This is a genomic window from Asaia prunellae JCM 25354 (genome assembly GCF_000613885.1).
Taxonomy (GTDB): Bacteria; Pseudomonadota; Alphaproteobacteria; order Acetobacterales; family Acetobacteraceae; genus Asaia; species Asaia prunellae.
On the sequence record NZ_BAJV01000005.1, the window covers coordinates 64,648 to 78,168 of the forward strand.

Annotated in this window: 11 protein-coding genes and 3 pseudogenes; 6 read left to right on the forward strand and 8 right to left on the reverse strand. The window is 58.3% G+C overall.

Annotated features, from left to right (window positions below; all coding sequences use genetic code 11):
• Positions 1–62 precede the first annotated feature (62 nt).
• The 4 genes and pseudogenes from JCM25354_RS23710 to mutL all read left to right on the forward strand — a co-directional run bounded on the left by JCM25354_RS23710 (position 63) and on the right by mutL (position 3,321).
• Positions 63–311, forward strand: a complete 249-nt coding sequence (locus tag JCM25354_RS23710; protein ID WP_408734977.1) for a zinc finger domain-containing protein — start codon at positions 63–65, stop codon at positions 309–311.
• On the forward strand, positions 308–889 hold the full coding sequence (lspA, locus tag JCM25354_RS16875; RefSeq protein ID WP_408734975.1) for a signal peptidase II: 582 nt from the start codon (positions 308–310) through the stop codon (positions 887–889). The genes JCM25354_RS23710 and lspA overlap by 4 nt, the downstream gene beginning before the upstream one ends.
• A 43-nt stretch (positions 890–932) precedes the next feature.
• Positions 933–1,469, forward strand: a complete 537-nt coding sequence (locus JCM25354_RS05340) for a DUF3035 domain-containing protein (protein WP_025885251.1) — start codon at positions 933–935, stop codon at positions 1,467–1,469.
• 9 nt (positions 1,470–1,478) lie between these two features.
• A pseudogene (gene mutL, locus JCM25354_RS16880) lies at positions 1,479–3,321 on the forward strand (DNA mismatch repair endonuclease MutL).
• Between the two features lie 41 nt (positions 3,322–3,362).
• Here mutL and JCM25354_RS05350 read toward each other — a convergent pair.
• The 4 genes and pseudogenes from JCM25354_RS05350 to JCM25354_RS05365 form a co-directional block, all read right to left on the reverse strand.
• Positions 3,363–4,061 carry a YfdX family protein gene (locus JCM25354_RS05350; RefSeq protein WP_025885252.1) on the reverse strand — a complete coding sequence of 233 codons (699 nt, stop codon included), beginning with the start codon at positions 4,059–4,061 and terminating at the stop codon, positions 3,363–3,365.
• A 111-nt stretch (positions 4,062–4,172) separates the two neighbouring features.
• The gene (locus tag JCM25354_RS05355; RefSeq protein WP_025885253.1) at positions 4,173–5,078 is read right to left on the reverse strand and encodes an EamA family transporter; all 906 of its coding nucleotides are present in this window, start codon (positions 5,076–5,078) and stop codon (positions 4,173–4,175) included.
• Positions 5,078–7,095: pseudogene (parE, locus tag JCM25354_RS16885) on the reverse strand (DNA topoisomerase IV subunit B). The gene JCM25354_RS05355 and the pseudogene parE overlap by 1 nt, the downstream one beginning before the upstream one ends.
• 63 nt (positions 7,096–7,158) lie before the next feature.
• Positions 7,159–7,689, reverse strand: a complete 531-nt coding sequence (locus JCM25354_RS05365) for a hypothetical protein (RefSeq protein WP_035446857.1) — start codon at positions 7,687–7,689, stop codon at positions 7,159–7,161.
• 356 nt (positions 7,690–8,045) lie between these two features.
• On the opposite strand from JCM25354_RS05365, the gene JCM25354_RS05370 reads away from it, so the two are divergent.
• On the forward strand, positions 8,046–8,582 hold the full coding sequence (locus JCM25354_RS05370; RefSeq protein ID WP_148301407.1) for a hypothetical protein: 537 nt from the start codon (positions 8,046–8,048) through the stop codon (positions 8,580–8,582).
• 59 nt (positions 8,583–8,641) lie between these two features.
• Here JCM25354_RS05370 and JCM25354_RS05375 read toward each other — a convergent pair whose 3' ends face one another.
• Positions 8,642–9,091: an RrF2 family transcriptional regulator gene (locus tag JCM25354_RS05375; RefSeq protein WP_025885256.1), complete on the reverse strand. Its 450-nt coding sequence runs from the start codon at positions 9,089–9,091 to the stop codon at positions 8,642–8,644.
• 112 nt (positions 9,092–9,203) lie between these two features.
• Here JCM25354_RS05375 and cysK point away from each other — a divergent pair, with 112 nt between their 5' ends.
• Positions 9,204–10,205 (forward strand): cysteine synthase A, encoded by a 1,002-nt coding sequence (gene cysK, locus JCM25354_RS05380; RefSeq protein ID WP_025885257.1) that lies wholly within the window; start codon positions 9,204–9,206, stop codon positions 10,203–10,205.
• Between the two features lie 83 nt (positions 10,206–10,288).
• On the opposite strand, the gene JCM25354_RS05385 is transcribed toward cysK, so the two are convergent.
• From JCM25354_RS05385 to JCM25354_RS16890, 3 genes and pseudogenes are all read right to left on the reverse strand, one after another.
• Positions 10,289–11,500 (reverse strand): OmpA family protein, encoded by a 1,212-nt coding sequence (locus JCM25354_RS05385; protein ID WP_084294647.1) that lies wholly within the window; start codon positions 11,498–11,500, stop codon positions 10,289–10,291.
• A gap of 232 nt (positions 11,501–11,732) precedes the next feature.
• The gene (locus tag JCM25354_RS05390; RefSeq protein WP_025885259.1) at positions 11,733–12,065 is read right to left on the reverse strand and encodes a DUF1491 family protein; all 333 of its coding nucleotides are present in this window, start codon (positions 12,063–12,065) and stop codon (positions 11,733–11,735) included.
• Positions 12,062–13,362, reverse strand: a pseudogene (locus tag JCM25354_RS16890) (S41 family peptidase). Before JCM25354_RS16890 ends, JCM25354_RS05390 begins: the two are co-directional and overlap by 4 nt.
• Positions 13,363–13,521 lie beyond the last annotated feature (159 nt).

Below are 13,521 nucleotides of genomic sequence, written 5' to 3' on the forward strand. Positions count from 1 at the left end.
CTTCGCTTGAAGCACGTCTCAGTCTGCCTCTTACGGAACAGGAACAGGTCGTATTCGGCGATGTGGACTGGGCCGAGCTGGCGATTGTCTCGCAGGCCGACGTTCAGCTCCTGACCAATGCACCTTCTCTCTATATTGATGATGGTGCCGATCCCGATCGCGAAGGCGTTGTTGCTGCCCATCCCGGCCCGAGCGTCAGTGAGGCAGAGGGCACCAAGTGCCTGCGTTGCTGGCGTGTTTTGCCTGAAGTCGGGAGTTATGCCGAGCATTCGGGTCTGTGCCTGCGTTGCAGCGATGTGGTGTCGATGTGACGCGCGCGAAACTCACCGTTTCCTTTGGACGCCCGGCGACACTGATCGCCGGGATTATTGCTTTCATGGTCGTGCTCTGTGCCGACCAGGCTAGCAAATGGTGGATTCTTGATGTTTTTGATCTGCCTGCCAAAGGGAGCGTGGCCATCCTGCCAGGATTGAATTTCACTATGGTGTGGAATCACGCTGTTACTTTCGGCTTGCTTGGGGGCGTGGGGTCTTACGGTCCGCTGATTTTCTGCACCGTTGCACTCATCGCAGTTCTGGTCCTGCTCTGGCAGACGCTCACCACCTCACGTATGGTCGTGGCTATTGCCTCTGCAGCCATTGCCGGTGGGGCAGTAGGGAACGTGATCGATCGTGTACGCTTCGGCGCGGTGGTCGATTTCATCCATGTCCATGCTTTCGGCTGGAGTTGGTATGTCTTCAACGTTGCCGATTCCGCCATTGACTGCGGTGTTGCTGCCTGGATTATCGGATCGATTTGGGCTGATCGACGCGCAGAAGGGACACGCAGCGGGGGTGGCAAGAATTCGTTGCACTTATCCGGCTCTGCAACAGCACCGCGGGATCATTGATCTCTTGTCGATGCCGAAACGCTCCATTAGGATCGAGACCGATATGGCTCAGCTCTCCCTCCCGACCGTCCTTCGTGTCCTGCCGGTTCTCGGCCTGACAGCACTCCTTCCGGCTTGCTCCGGTTCCGACGTCTCGCGGGCTTTTGGCCTCGAACGGTCGATGCCCGACGAGTATACGGTCACCACGCGAGCACCGCTCTCGATGCCGCCTTCAGAAAAACTGAGCCTGCCGGGTCAGGGCGAGCATACGGCGGATGAGAATCCCCGTACCCAGGCGCTTGAAACCCTGTCGCCCAATGCGGCATTGCATTCGACAACAGGCAGCAACAGCGCAGGTCAGCAGGCACTTGTCGGCGAGGTCGATCAGGCTTCCAGAGCACCCAATAACGCCGAGCTGGGGGCTGCGGGGGCCGGTCTGACCGATGAGCTGATGTTCTGGCGCGGTGGTAATGCCGGTAGTGTTGTCGATAGCGAGGCCGAAAACCGTCGCATCCAGCGCGCTTCGGCACTTGGTCAGAAACCCTCGACAGGGGCAACGCCTACCAAGAAGTCAAAGAGCTCGTTTCTCGGCGTCTTCTGATGCCTCTTCATGAAACCTGCTGAGCACGTCCTTCCTCGTCCCACGCTGCGTCGTCTATCCAATCATGTCATCGATCTGATTGCTGCGGGTGAGGTTGTCGAGCGTCCTGCCGCGGCGCTCAAGGAACTGGCGGAGAACGCACTCGACGCCGGTGCGACCCGACTCGAGATTTCTCTCCTCAATGGCGGTTGTGACCGTATCGAGGTCACTGACAATGGTTGCGGCATGACGCCGGATGACCTTGTCATGGCTGTAGAGCGTCATTGCACGTCAAAACTTGCCGATGAAAGCCTGACCCGTATTGTCACTCTTGGTTTCCGTGGCGAGGCGTTGCCTTCTATCGGTGCCATTGCCCGACTGGGTCTGACATCCCGTCAGCATGATGCTGATACGGCCTGGATGCTGCGTCTTGAAGGTGGCCTCCTGACTCCTCCCGTTCCGGCGCCAGGGGCGCCGGGGACGCGTGTCGTCGTGGAAGACCTTTTTTTCGCAACGCCGGCACGACGCAAATTCCTCAAATCTGCCCGCGTGGAAGGAGGGCATGCCGAAGCCGTCATGCGCCGCCTTGCACTTTCGGCACCGCATTGTGCCATGCGCTTCACACTCGATGAGCGGCTGGTTTTTGATTTCCCGGCCCAGACCCTTGTTGAGCGTGTGCAGGCCGTTCTGGGCGAGAGTGACTCCCTGATTACGCTGGATGAAGAACGCCATGGCCTGCGTCTGACGGGTTTCGTCTGCGGCCCGGCTGCAACGCGTGCTACGGCAGCCTCACAGTTCCTTGTGGTCAATAACCGGCCTGTTTCTGATCCTCTGCTGAGAACGGCCATACGTGTGGCCTATCGCCCGGTCATTGAACCTGGCAGGCACCCGGTTCTCGCTCTTCATCTGCAATTGCCGCATGACAGGGTGGATGTGAATGTTCATCCCGCCAAGACGGAGCTTCGTTTTGCCGATGAGGCTGATGTGCGGGGTCTCATGATTGGGGCCATTCAACGCGCTCTGGGTCATGGAGCGGGTGAAGGCGGGGTAAGGATGCGTTTTGCAGCGCCCGCGCGCCAGAATATCCAGTATCCGGTTTCTGCCCCGGTGCGTCCTGAACCCGGTTTCCTTTCATCACATGAAACACTTGTCGGTATAGGTGCCAGCTTCACAGGGAGGGGCTGCAACTCCCCGGGGCTTCTCCGAAGGTCTCGGCAGTTTTATGCCGGTAGCCCGTCCGGCCATCCAGCCGGATGCCGGTCAGCTTGGGTCTTTCCCGCTGGGAGCCCCGGTTGCCCAGATTTTTGATACCTATATTCTGGCACTTGGTCAGGACGGCGATCTGATCCTCGTGGATCAGCATGCAGCTCATGAGCGTCTGACCCATGAAAAGCTGCTTGCCCAACATGCCTCTGGTGCACTGAAAGCCCAGCGCCTGCTTTTGCCTGAAGTTGTGGATCTGCCACCCGGACAGGCCGTACGTCTGCTCGAATGGAAAGGGGCTCTGGAGTCCCTGGGACTGGAAATCGAATCCTTTGGCGGGGGGAGTGTACTGCTGCGAACCATGCCAATGCTGTTGCAGGGAGGGGATGGTGTAGCGCTGTTGCGTGATCTGTCTGAAGAGCTGGCTTCCGACCCTGATCTTGTGCCGGGAGACAGCGTTGCACTGGAACGACGTATTGACTCGGTTATCGCGCGTATGGCGTGTCACGGAAGCATCAGAGCTGGCAGACGCCTTCAACGGGAGGAAATGGCAGCTTTGCTACGCCAGATGGAGCAGACGCCTCGTGCCAATACCTGTTCACATGGCCGACCAACCTGGCTTCGTCTGGGCCGTGATGAACTCGAGAAACTGTTTGGCCGGATTCGCTGAAGGCGATTCATCTCTGGACGTATCGCCTTCAGTTTATGCTGTCAGGACGGGTTGTGAGCCATTCTGTGACGCTTTGCTGTAACGGGGTGAGTTACTGCTACGACATCGCCTGAAACGTAGAGTACCGAATCGACCGCATTCTGCAGCGCGTCTGTTGCCGATTTGGAGTCGCCCCCATCCATGAAAACTGAGGCGCGATGTACGTCGCCCGAAATCATTTCCAGAGGTGCAAGGGCGATCACATACTGGACTTTGGTCCCTACAACCTGAAGATCCTGATTGACCAGTCGGGTCTCGCCGGTTTTCAGATGCTGATTGGCACTGGAAAGGGCGGTTTGCTGCGCAGGAGCCAGAGCATCCGTGACCATATATTCTCCGCCAACAGGGAGCCAGTGAACCGGAACACCATTGGCGACAACACGTTTTGGTGCGCCATGACTTGGAACCGGCTGCATGGCATCTTCGGCTCGTACAAAGGCGCGGTCATCCTTTGCAGCCTTTTCCAGTCGGGCTTCAGCTTCATTGATCAGGCTCTGGGCCTGCCCGTTCTGGTTGTTCGCCAGAGCCTGCTGGGCAAGCAGAATATTGGCGAGTGCTTTTTGTCCATCCTTGGAGAGACGGGCGAAATCCTTGTCGGCATGGGCCTGTTCGGCGCCTGTGACATTCTGAGATGTCGCGGCGTAGGCCGGAACCCCGGCCAGGGTCAGTAGGGCAGAGCCGGCAATCATCAGGCGGCGCATCGTTTTTCTCCTCAATGGTCATCTCTGTTTTCTGGAGATGTTGAGTCTAGAACGGAAGCAACGCGCTGCTGTTGCATGACAACCCTGTTAACACGCAGCCAGAAACGACAATCAGAGAGGGGGCGGTGTCTCTCCATCCGGGGGAGGTTTGCGACTGGTCAGCACATTGCCTGCCGATGCGCCTGCAATGCAGAGAACACCGAGCCAGCGGGCGACAGAAAGAGACTCACCCAGAAGCAACAGCCCCGAGATCGAACCGAGTACCGGTTCGAGGCTCAACAGGATACCAAGATCACGCGGGCCAAGCTTGCGCATGGCCATCATGTCCAGAATATAGGGTACGGCAGAAGAAAGGATGGCTACTCCTACAGCGGCAATCCCCTGATGAGGATGGGTGACAGCCGGTACAAGGGCCGGGAGCAACCAGGGGAGCAGCAGGATACCTGCGGTCGTCATACCCAGTGTTGTGGCCTGGGCAGCAGGCATGACCCGTCCGATTCTTGTACCGGTCAGGATATAGACCACCCAGCCAACGGCACTGATCAGGGCGGCGATAACCCCGATCGGGTCAAGGTGCCCTGCGACATGATCAGGGCGCAGAAGGAGATAAAGTCCTGAAACCACCATGCCTGCCCAGAGCAGGTCAAGCAGCCGACGTGAACCGATAAGGGCGAGTGAAAGCGGCCCCATGAATTCAAAAGCCACCACCAGCCCCAGAGGCAAACGCACCAGAGCGACATAGAAGGCAAAATTCATGACGGCCATTGACGCGCCATAAGGCAGAAGCAGGCGCCACAGGCCAGGACGCAGGACAGAAGGGCCAGGCCGAACCACGATCAGAAGGATGACAGCAGCCAGGCCGACACGCAGACCGACCATACCCTCTGCGCCGAAGAGAGGAAAAAGCCCCTTGGCCAGCGCTGCGCCGATCTGGAAAGAGGAAATGCCTCCTATCAGAAGGGCCAGGCCGCCGAGCTTGTCGAGGCGTGTCGACGTCGGATGATCGAGAGAAACCATCAGACGTCAAGCAGTTCGGCTGAACGCGCATGGTCCTGAATGAAACGAAAGCGCAGTTCCGGTTTGCGTCCCATGAGGCTTTCGACACGATCACTTGTCAGCGCGCGATCTTCCGCCGGAGTCACAACACGCAGGAGCGTGCGTCTGGCAGGGTCCATGGTTGTCTGTTTCAGATCCTTGACCGGCATTTCGCCCAGCCCCTTGAATCGTGAGATTTCGACTTTCGCGCCTGTTTGAAATCGCGTTTGAGGCGGCGTACGCGATCATCGTCATCCATGGCGTACACAGTCTTGGCGCCGTGGGTCAGGCGATAGAGGGGGGGCTGCGCCAGATAGAGATGTCCCTTGCGGACCAGTTCGGGCATTTCACGATAGAAAAAGGTCATGAGCAGTGAGGCGATATGGGCACCATCCACGTCAGCATCCGTCATGATGATCACGCGCCCATAACGCAGGCGTGTCAGATCAAAGGCTGATCCTGAACCGCAGCCCAGTGCTTCCACCAGGTCACGCAGTTCCTGGTTGGCTTTGAGCTTGTCTGCTGTTGCCGAGGCAACGTTGAGAATTTTCCCGCGAAGCGGCAGCACAGCCTGTGTCTCGCGATCGCGCGCCTGACGGGCGGAACCTCCAGCCGAGTCGCCTTCGACCAGAAAAAGTTCGGTATCGGCAGCATTCTCGCGCGTGCAATCGGTCAGCTTGCCAGGCAGGCGCAGACGACGCGTGGCGCTCTTGCGTGGCGTGTCCTTGCTTTCCTTGCGACGCAGACGTTCTTCGGCGCGCTCAATGATAAAGGCCAGAAGATTATCAGCCTGGGCCGGGTTACCACCGAGCCAGTGATCCAGTCGGTCGCGCAGGGCGCCTTCCACGAGGCGGCTCGCTTCCTGCGTAGTCAGCTTTTCCTTTGTCTGTCCCTGAAAATGTGGGTCGCGAATGAAAACAGAGAGTTTGGCAGAAAGCGTTCCTAGGACATCCTCGGCCGTGATTGCCGCTGCCCGTTTGATACTGCGGCTCTCGCCCCAGGCACGAAACCCTTTGACAAGCGCAGTGCGGAACCCTGCCTCATGCGTGCCGCCTTGTGGTGTGGGGATGGTATTGCAGTATGATGTCATGCCCGACACGCCCTGCTCCAGAAACGCCACAGCCCATTCCAGCTTGCCACCAGTCCGTCCATCGGCCGCCTGAGGCAGTTCGGCCTCGCCGGACCAGAGGGGGCTCAGCAGGGCAGGTGTCGCGCCGAGTTCGGCATTCAGACTGTCGGCCAGACCATTGGGAAAATGGATCGTCGCTTCAGTCGGGGTCTCGTCACCGCTTTTGATCAGTGTTGGCTCGACGCTCCAGCGAATGGTTACCCCACGAAAGAGAGCCGCCTTGGAGCAGCAGAGCCGATAAAGACGCTGTGGCGAAAAGCTCAGGCCGCCGAAAATCTCCGGGTCGGGTGCAAAGCGGATTGTTGTACCGCGCCTGTTGGGCGCATTGCCGATCTGCTGCAGAGGCGTGAGAGGCTTGCCGCGTGCATAGTCCTGTCGCCACAGAAGTTTCTCTCTCGCGACCTCGACCTCGAGCTTCTCGGACAAGGCATTGACCACAGAAGAACCGACGCCGTGCAATCCGCCCGACGTATCATAGGCTTTGCCTGAAAATTTTCCGCCCGCGTGAAGCGTTGTGAAGATCACTTCCAGCGCCGAGCGATTCCTGAATTTCGGATGAGCATCGACAGGAATACCGCGCCCGTTATCGCGCACCATAAGGAGTCTCGCTCCTTCCAAGGCCACATCAATGACGCTGGCATGGCCTGCAACGGCCTCATCCATGGCATTGTCGAGAATCTCGGAAGCGAGATGGTGATAGGCGGTGTCGTCCGTACCACCAATATACATGCCAGGGCGGCGGCGGACCGGCTCTAGTCCTTCAAGGACTTCGATCTGGTCGGCACCGTAATTTTCCGGCACCGGAGCCTGCGTCGTCTTGCGGGGGCGACGTGCAGGCTTGTCATCACTCTTGAAGAGGTCGTCGTTCATATTGCGTTCTTGACGGCCTCGCCGGGGCGCCGTCAAGCACCCCGTGCAGGTAGGGGTCAGATTTTAGGCGCGGGTCTTGCGACGGGCGCGAGTTTTGCCGGTTGAACGGCTATGGGCGACAGCCGCCGGGGCCGAGCAGGTTTCGAAGGAGGCAGGCTGAATGATATCCTTGGCATCTGCATAATGGGCCAGATCGGCGCCGTCATCGAGAGCGTCTACCTCATCGAACATGGCAACGCGCTGCTGACAGAAAATCGTACCAGCCTTCAGACCACCCTCAGACTGCACATTGGCGAGCTGTGTGATGTAGTCGTCATGCGCCTTCATGGCGTTGCGCCCGTAAGCCGATTTGAAATAGGTATTCAGGCGTTCCTCCTCGGCAGCAAGCTTCGGGCGGAACTTGGCTACAAATGAGTTATAGCGGTCCTGGGCGCTGCATGAGAGTGCGGTCACCATGAGTTCGCTTTTCAGTCCCTGCACGTTGAAAGCCTCATGCGCGGGAGATTCGCTGCATCCTGCCGCATAGGCAGCACCGGAAACGGCAAAGGTGCTGGCAAGCAAGGTGCAGGCAGTAAGGCGCGCAAACGGACGCAGGAGCGTTGCCGGGCTGAAAGCGACATCAGGGGACTCCACAAGGGCGAGTGACAAGAGCGTTGCGCCGTCAGGGCGCGGGCAGGGCAGGGAAATGCCATTGGATTATGACGTAGCAATTACGGCGAGAAAATGCCCGCAGGCAAGGAAGAAGGCCATTTTCTCAAAAAAAAACCCGGACGTTCTTTTCTTTCGTTTCCATCGTCGGTTCCCCCTTCCGGTAGCGCTCTGCTTGCGCTAGGGCCATTGACGAATTTGTCTCCGGAGGCGTTGATCATGCCGGGAGACATCCGGTGTCGGGCCTGCTGGTATAACAAATAGCAGTATCGATTTTCGATGACATGTGATCAGTGGAGTTGATGGTGCGACTGCGTGGTTCTGCAATTACTCTCGTTTCGGCTCTGACTCTGGCGGCTTGCGCGCAACAGCCCGTCGTACAGCGCGTCGTTCCTCCCAACCCCTTCGGTTATCAGAAAGTCTCTGCTGTCTGTACGACGACTCCGGTCAAGACGGCGCCTGATGGCAGCATGAGCGTTGAAATGACGGTGCGCAGCGATGACGGTCTTTGTGCCCTCGCCGTGCAGAAGCCGGGCAACACCAATTACCGTTCTTTCGGCGTTGCCCCTGCGCCTCAGCATGGCAAGGCCTTCATGTATAATTTCGACGATCACACCTACATTACCTACACACCGAGCACCGCCTATGCAGGCAAGGACAGCTTTACCGCCGTTCTGATTCCCGGCGGGACCGAAAAGCGCACCAGGCTGACTGTCAATGCAACGGTTGATGCAACGGGCGTTACCATTGCGGCCCCTCCGAAGGCTACAGTCGCTCCGGCAGCCAGGAAACCTGTCGCCAAGCACACGACGTCACGTCGCAAGACCACCAAGAAGTAGGAATCCGTTTCTCCCCTGCTTCTGCGTCTGGCGAAGAAGCAGGGAGACTGACTCGCATGTCAGATCGAGAATGAAATAGGCTCGTGGACCGGTCGACGCAGTCCGGCAGCTTCTGCTCTCCTGACCATCTCCTCCAGGGTAAGCGTCGCCATCTCACCGCGTATCGTTTCATCGAGGACCTGCCAGCAAGGCTCGATGACATTGCGAAACAGTGCACCCTGAGCGGCTTCTTCACTCGCTGTGTCTTCGGAGACAACGACACGCACAATCTCATCAAGCCCGATATCGCGTTGCGGTCGGCCCAGGCGATAGCCGCCACGTGGTCCACGGACACTTTCGAGAAGGCCGGAGCGCGACAGTGCCTGAAGCAGTGGTTCGATCCCCCTGCGGGCCAACCCGGCCCGCTCGGCAATATCGCCGCCGCTGACAAGGCTGGAGCGTCCGGCATGAAAGGCCACATCGACCATGATGATCACAGCGATCATCGCCCTGTCCCTGCGAAGATACATCCAGATTTTTCCTCAATGACAAATTATCCGCAATATAGCAGTTATTGCCGGGAAAACACAGATGCGCATCGCAGGAACGAACGCGCTGCCATATTGCAAGAAGGATTTGCCCATGACGACCCCTACGGTGCCTGGTGAGAAAACGCGTACGGCGTCAGGCTATGCCGCACCCAGAGGCCAGATTTTCGACTCGATCCTGCAAACCGTAGGGGGCACACCGCTTGTGGCTGTGCCGCGCCTGACCCAGGCTGACAAACTCAAGGCCCGGCTTTTGCTCAAGCTGGAGTTTTTTAACCCGCTGGGCTCTGTAAAGGATCGTATCGGCGTTGCCCTTATCCAGCAGGCAGAAGCACGGGGAGAGATCACGCCGGGGCGCACGGTACTGGTAGAGCCGACCTCCGGTAACACGGGTATTTCCCTGGCATTTGCATCCGCTGCGCTTGGTTATCGGCTGATTGTCACCATGCCGGAGAGCGCGTCGATCGAAAGACGCAAGATGTTGCGTCTGATGGATGCCCAGCTGGAACTGACTCCGGCGGCACGAGGAATGGCAGGGGCCATTCTGCGTGCTGAAGAGCTGGTGGCTTCTCTCCCTGATGCCTGGATGCCAAGTCAGTTTGATAATCAGGCCAATCCCGAGATCCATGCGCTAACGACAGCTGAGGAGCTATGGATCGATACGGATGGGACAGTGGATCTTGTCGTTGCCGGGGTGGGCACAGGGGGAACGTTGACCGGTATCGCGCGCACTCTCAGGCCGCGCAAACCATCAATGGAGTTCTGGGGCGTGGAACCTGCGGAAAGCGCGGTGCTGAATGGTGATGACCCGGGTCCGCACGGAATTCAGGGCATTGGCCCCGGTTTCTGTCCCAATACGCTCGATTCATCCCTGCTGGATGGTGTGCTTGCTGTCTCGGAACGTGATGCCATGGCGGCATCACGGCGTTGCGCGCGTATTGAAGGTATTCCCATCGGGATTTCTTCCGGAGCCGCGCTTCATGCGGCCCTGACGCTGGCACAACGCGATGAGAACGAGGGGAAGACGATCGTGTCAATCGTTCCGTCATTTGCCGAGCGCTATCTCTCGACATCTCTTTTCAACGGACTTGTCTAGAATCGGACCTGCTGGTCTGCGGAACGGGGGCGGTATCTCCCGTTCTGACGGGTGGGAGAGGGATACCCTCTCCCGTTATCCTGTCAGTTCAGAATAATCTCGACCCGGCGGTTCTGAGGTTCCCGCGTGTTCGGCCCTGTCTGGACCAGAGGGTTACTTTCGCCATAGCCCTTGGTTACGATCAGCCCGCCTGGCACACCATCACGGATCAACTCGGCGCGTACGGCATCAGCGCGACGGACCGACAGTTTCATGTTGTAGCTTTCACCGCGCGAACCGGGATGAGCGGCGCTGTTATCGGTGTAGCCATTGACCTCAATGCGCGTAAGCTGCGTATGGGTCGAGTTCTGGGCGGCAGTGCCGACAATGGCGCGAGCACGATCAGTCAGATCGGCACGATCCCAGTCAAAGAAGACGAGATAGCTGCGCGCCGGGGCAGGAGCAGGCGCTGTAACGACGGGCACACTGCGCGGTGGGGGAGGGGCCGGATTGAACTCGTAGCGCAGTCCCAGCAGCAGGGAATGATTGAAGTCGGTACGGGTAACACGGTTACCTTCCATGGCACCTGCAGGGCGCGGGGTGTCATACCCGCCTATGCTGCCATAGCCACTCGCGTAATGCCCGTTTGGTCCAAGCATCGAGTAGAAGCGATATTCGGTTGTAAATGACAGTCCGACAGCAAACGGAACCGGAAAGGAAAGACCAAAGATACCCTGATAGGCAAAATTGCTGGTCGTACCGCCGATTTTCTGGTTGAGATAGTTATTCGGAGCACGAACAGAGGCATTCATGGCCTGCCAGCCATAGCCTACACCGGCTCCGAAATAGGGATAGACCCAGTTCGCGCCGATATCCATGTCAAACAGGGCGTTGACCATTACGCCATATTGCTGCTGACGACCCCCGGCAGAAGACGGGAAATAGCTTGATTTGAACTGTTGCAGACGGTTGTTGCGGTAATTGCCTTCCACTTCAACACGAAAGCCGTTGCCCAGACCCCAGCCGACAGAACCAAGGCCGGTTACGCCCGCATCATAGTGGTCGCGCCCGCTGGGCAGGACCGGTGAAAGGCGTACGGTCTGATCCTGATTGAAACTTGCGCCACCTGCGCCTGCCGCATAAAGCCCTTTCACCACCTGAGCCTGTGCAGGAGCAGTCAGAAGGCAGAAGCCGCCCAGAGCGCTCAGGCCCAGGAGACTCCTGCGGAAAAAGCGAGAAAGCGATCCGACCGCCTGCGGGACATCGGAAAACGGGCGGTAAACGGCTTCACCGCGCGTTCGGTGCTCCAGGGTCATATCGTCTTCTCCATCCTTTTCACGCGGCAGACTGAGAGGAGGCCGGTCAAGCAGCCTTCCGCAGCGATCTGAATGCCGTCTTTTCGCTGAACTGTCATCCCCGTGCAACGTCTGTTTCCGGTCGGGGTGCATTCGCTTTGTTGCGCCATTCTTTCTTCCTGCTCCGAGTGTGGGATGGTTGCAACAGTCGCAGAAGCCTGCCTCTGCATTTTTTAATGCGGCCTGCATGGAATTACCCGTTCCGGCCAGGTAAAATACTTTCGACAGGCGCGGTTATGTCATCGAGGGTGAATTCCAGAATCCATAAATCCGGGTCATAGCGTTTCTGACGTTCGAGATATGTATCGAGTGCTTCATGGCTTTCCATGGTGATGCGCTCCCAGCCCGCACCGAAGGCCGCATCACGCAGCACGGCGCAACGTGCCATACGGTCAACCAGAATGACCAGCACGGCGCCGGCATCGTCATCACCACGTTTGATCATCATGGCTGAGCCCCCCTGCGTCTCGATCAGTCGCATGAGACCACGCGCCCACAGGCCGGATTTGAGACGGGCTTCAGTCATGGCCGCGCATCATCCATATCGTCCGGCATGGCGGCAATTGCAGCATGATAGCTTTCCGGTCGATGAAGAAGAAGCGCAGCTGTATCGAGATCGGCATCGGTACCCAATGCTGCAGGGCAGTGACGCCTGATATCAAGAATACGCGAGACGGAAACCGGAAAGCGCAGGGCGCGACTGGCGGTGACGCTTTCGCTGTCAAGAAGCTTTCCCTGAGCAAGTGATTGCAGTTGCTGTTTGAGCGCTTGGGCTCCGCGTGAAGTGCAAATTTGCGGTATGACTCCCAGTCCCTGCAGTGGCCAGCCCAGAGGCGCCAGAACACGGCTCCAGGTAACAAAAAGCTCGCCGCCATCCGGCATTTGTCCGACAGCCTGAACTAGTCCCTTGCCCAGTGTTGCGCTGCCGACAACTACAGCACGGCGATGATCAGACAGGCTGCCGCCATAATCTCTGCTGCACTTGCCGTACGGCCATCAACAAGAGCCACGATGGGCAGGCCATTGGTCATGTCCCCTCCCTGTACTGCCCATATATGATTGGATTTTGGATCACGGCCCTGGGTAACGACTGCAATACCCTGATCGAGCACGAGGGCTGTCGCAGTAACCGCCTGTTGAAGCACACCTCCACGATCGCCGCGCAGATCGAAAATCAGCCCGGTCAGTTTCTTGTCTTCAAGAGCCTGATCGATATTCTGACTCAGCTCTTCAGCTGTATCCGAGGAAAACGAGGCGATACGCAGTATCACGATATGATCGTGCATACTGGCAAAAACTGTCTGGGGTGGGACGATCTGGCGTTCTATTCGCATGATCGCACCGTGATGGCCGGGGTCGGCAAGCAGAAGCTTGACCTTGCTTCCCGGTGCGCCGGTGAGCCAGCTCTCGACTGTCGCAGGGTCCTGGTTCCGCGTCGAGCGGCCATCGACGGCAAGCAGTCTCTGGCCGATATTGGCACCAGCAGCCCAGGCAGGCCCATTGGCATTGATGGCAGTTACGACGATCGCAGAGTTCTCACGCGCAAGAGAAAGCCCGACACCCGCCTGGGCGCCTGTTCGGTTCGCCCTGTCATTCCCTGCGGGAGCCGGGGCGACATAGCGTGAATAGGGGTCGAGATGGTTGAACAGCTCGTCGAAAAAACTCTGAAGCAGAGCGTCACGTCCGGCGGCACGCAGGGAGGCCGAACCATGCCATGCCACATCCATGCTCGAAACAATCAGCTTTACCCAGTTGAGCGTGTCATTCTCGCCCGGTTCCCGAAATTCCGAGACAGTTTTCTGGCCGATAGACAGGCGCAACATTGCCGGATGGTTGGGATCATGGGGCGGTTCGACCACGGTGATCGACGGATCGATTGCTGTCAGCCCGTCGAGCCCCCACAGACTATAGGTCTTGCTTGAATGAACCTCGAGAGTACGCGGTGTGAGAAACCGGAAGGCGCTCGACAGAACGGAGTTCAG

Bases quoted from the DNA above. Each gene is read 5' to 3' on its own strand.
- JCM25354_RS05385 (WP_084294647.1), bottom strand. From the start codon at position 11,500: ATGACCCTGGAGCACCGAACGCGCGGTGAAGCCGTTTACCGCCCGTTT.
- JCM25354_RS05355 (WP_025885253.1), bottom strand. From the start codon at position 5,078: ATGGTTTCTCTCGATCATCCGACGTCGACACGCCTCGACAAGCTCGGC.
- cysK (WP_025885257.1), top strand. From the start codon at position 9,204: ATGACGACCCCTACGGTGCCTGGTGAGAAAACGCGTACGGCGTCAGGC.
- JCM25354_RS05375 (WP_025885256.1), bottom strand. From the start codon at position 9,091: ATGTATCTTCGCAGGGACAGGGCGATGATCGCTGTGATCATCATGGTC.
- JCM25354_RS05340 (WP_025885251.1), top strand. From the start codon at position 933: ATGGCTCAGCTCTCCCTCCCGACCGTCCTTCGTGTCCTGCCGGTTCTC.
- JCM25354_RS05370 (WP_148301407.1), top strand. From the start codon at position 8,046: ATGGTGCGACTGCGTGGTTCTGCAATTACTCTCGTTTCGGCTCTGACT.
- JCM25354_RS05390 (WP_025885259.1), bottom strand. From the start codon at position 12,065: ATGACTGAAGCCCGTCTCAAATCCGGCCTGTGGGCGCGTGGTCTCATG.
- JCM25354_RS05350 (WP_025885252.1), bottom strand. From the start codon at position 4,061: ATGCGCCGCCTGATGATTGCCGGCTCTGCCCTACTGACCCTGGCCGGG.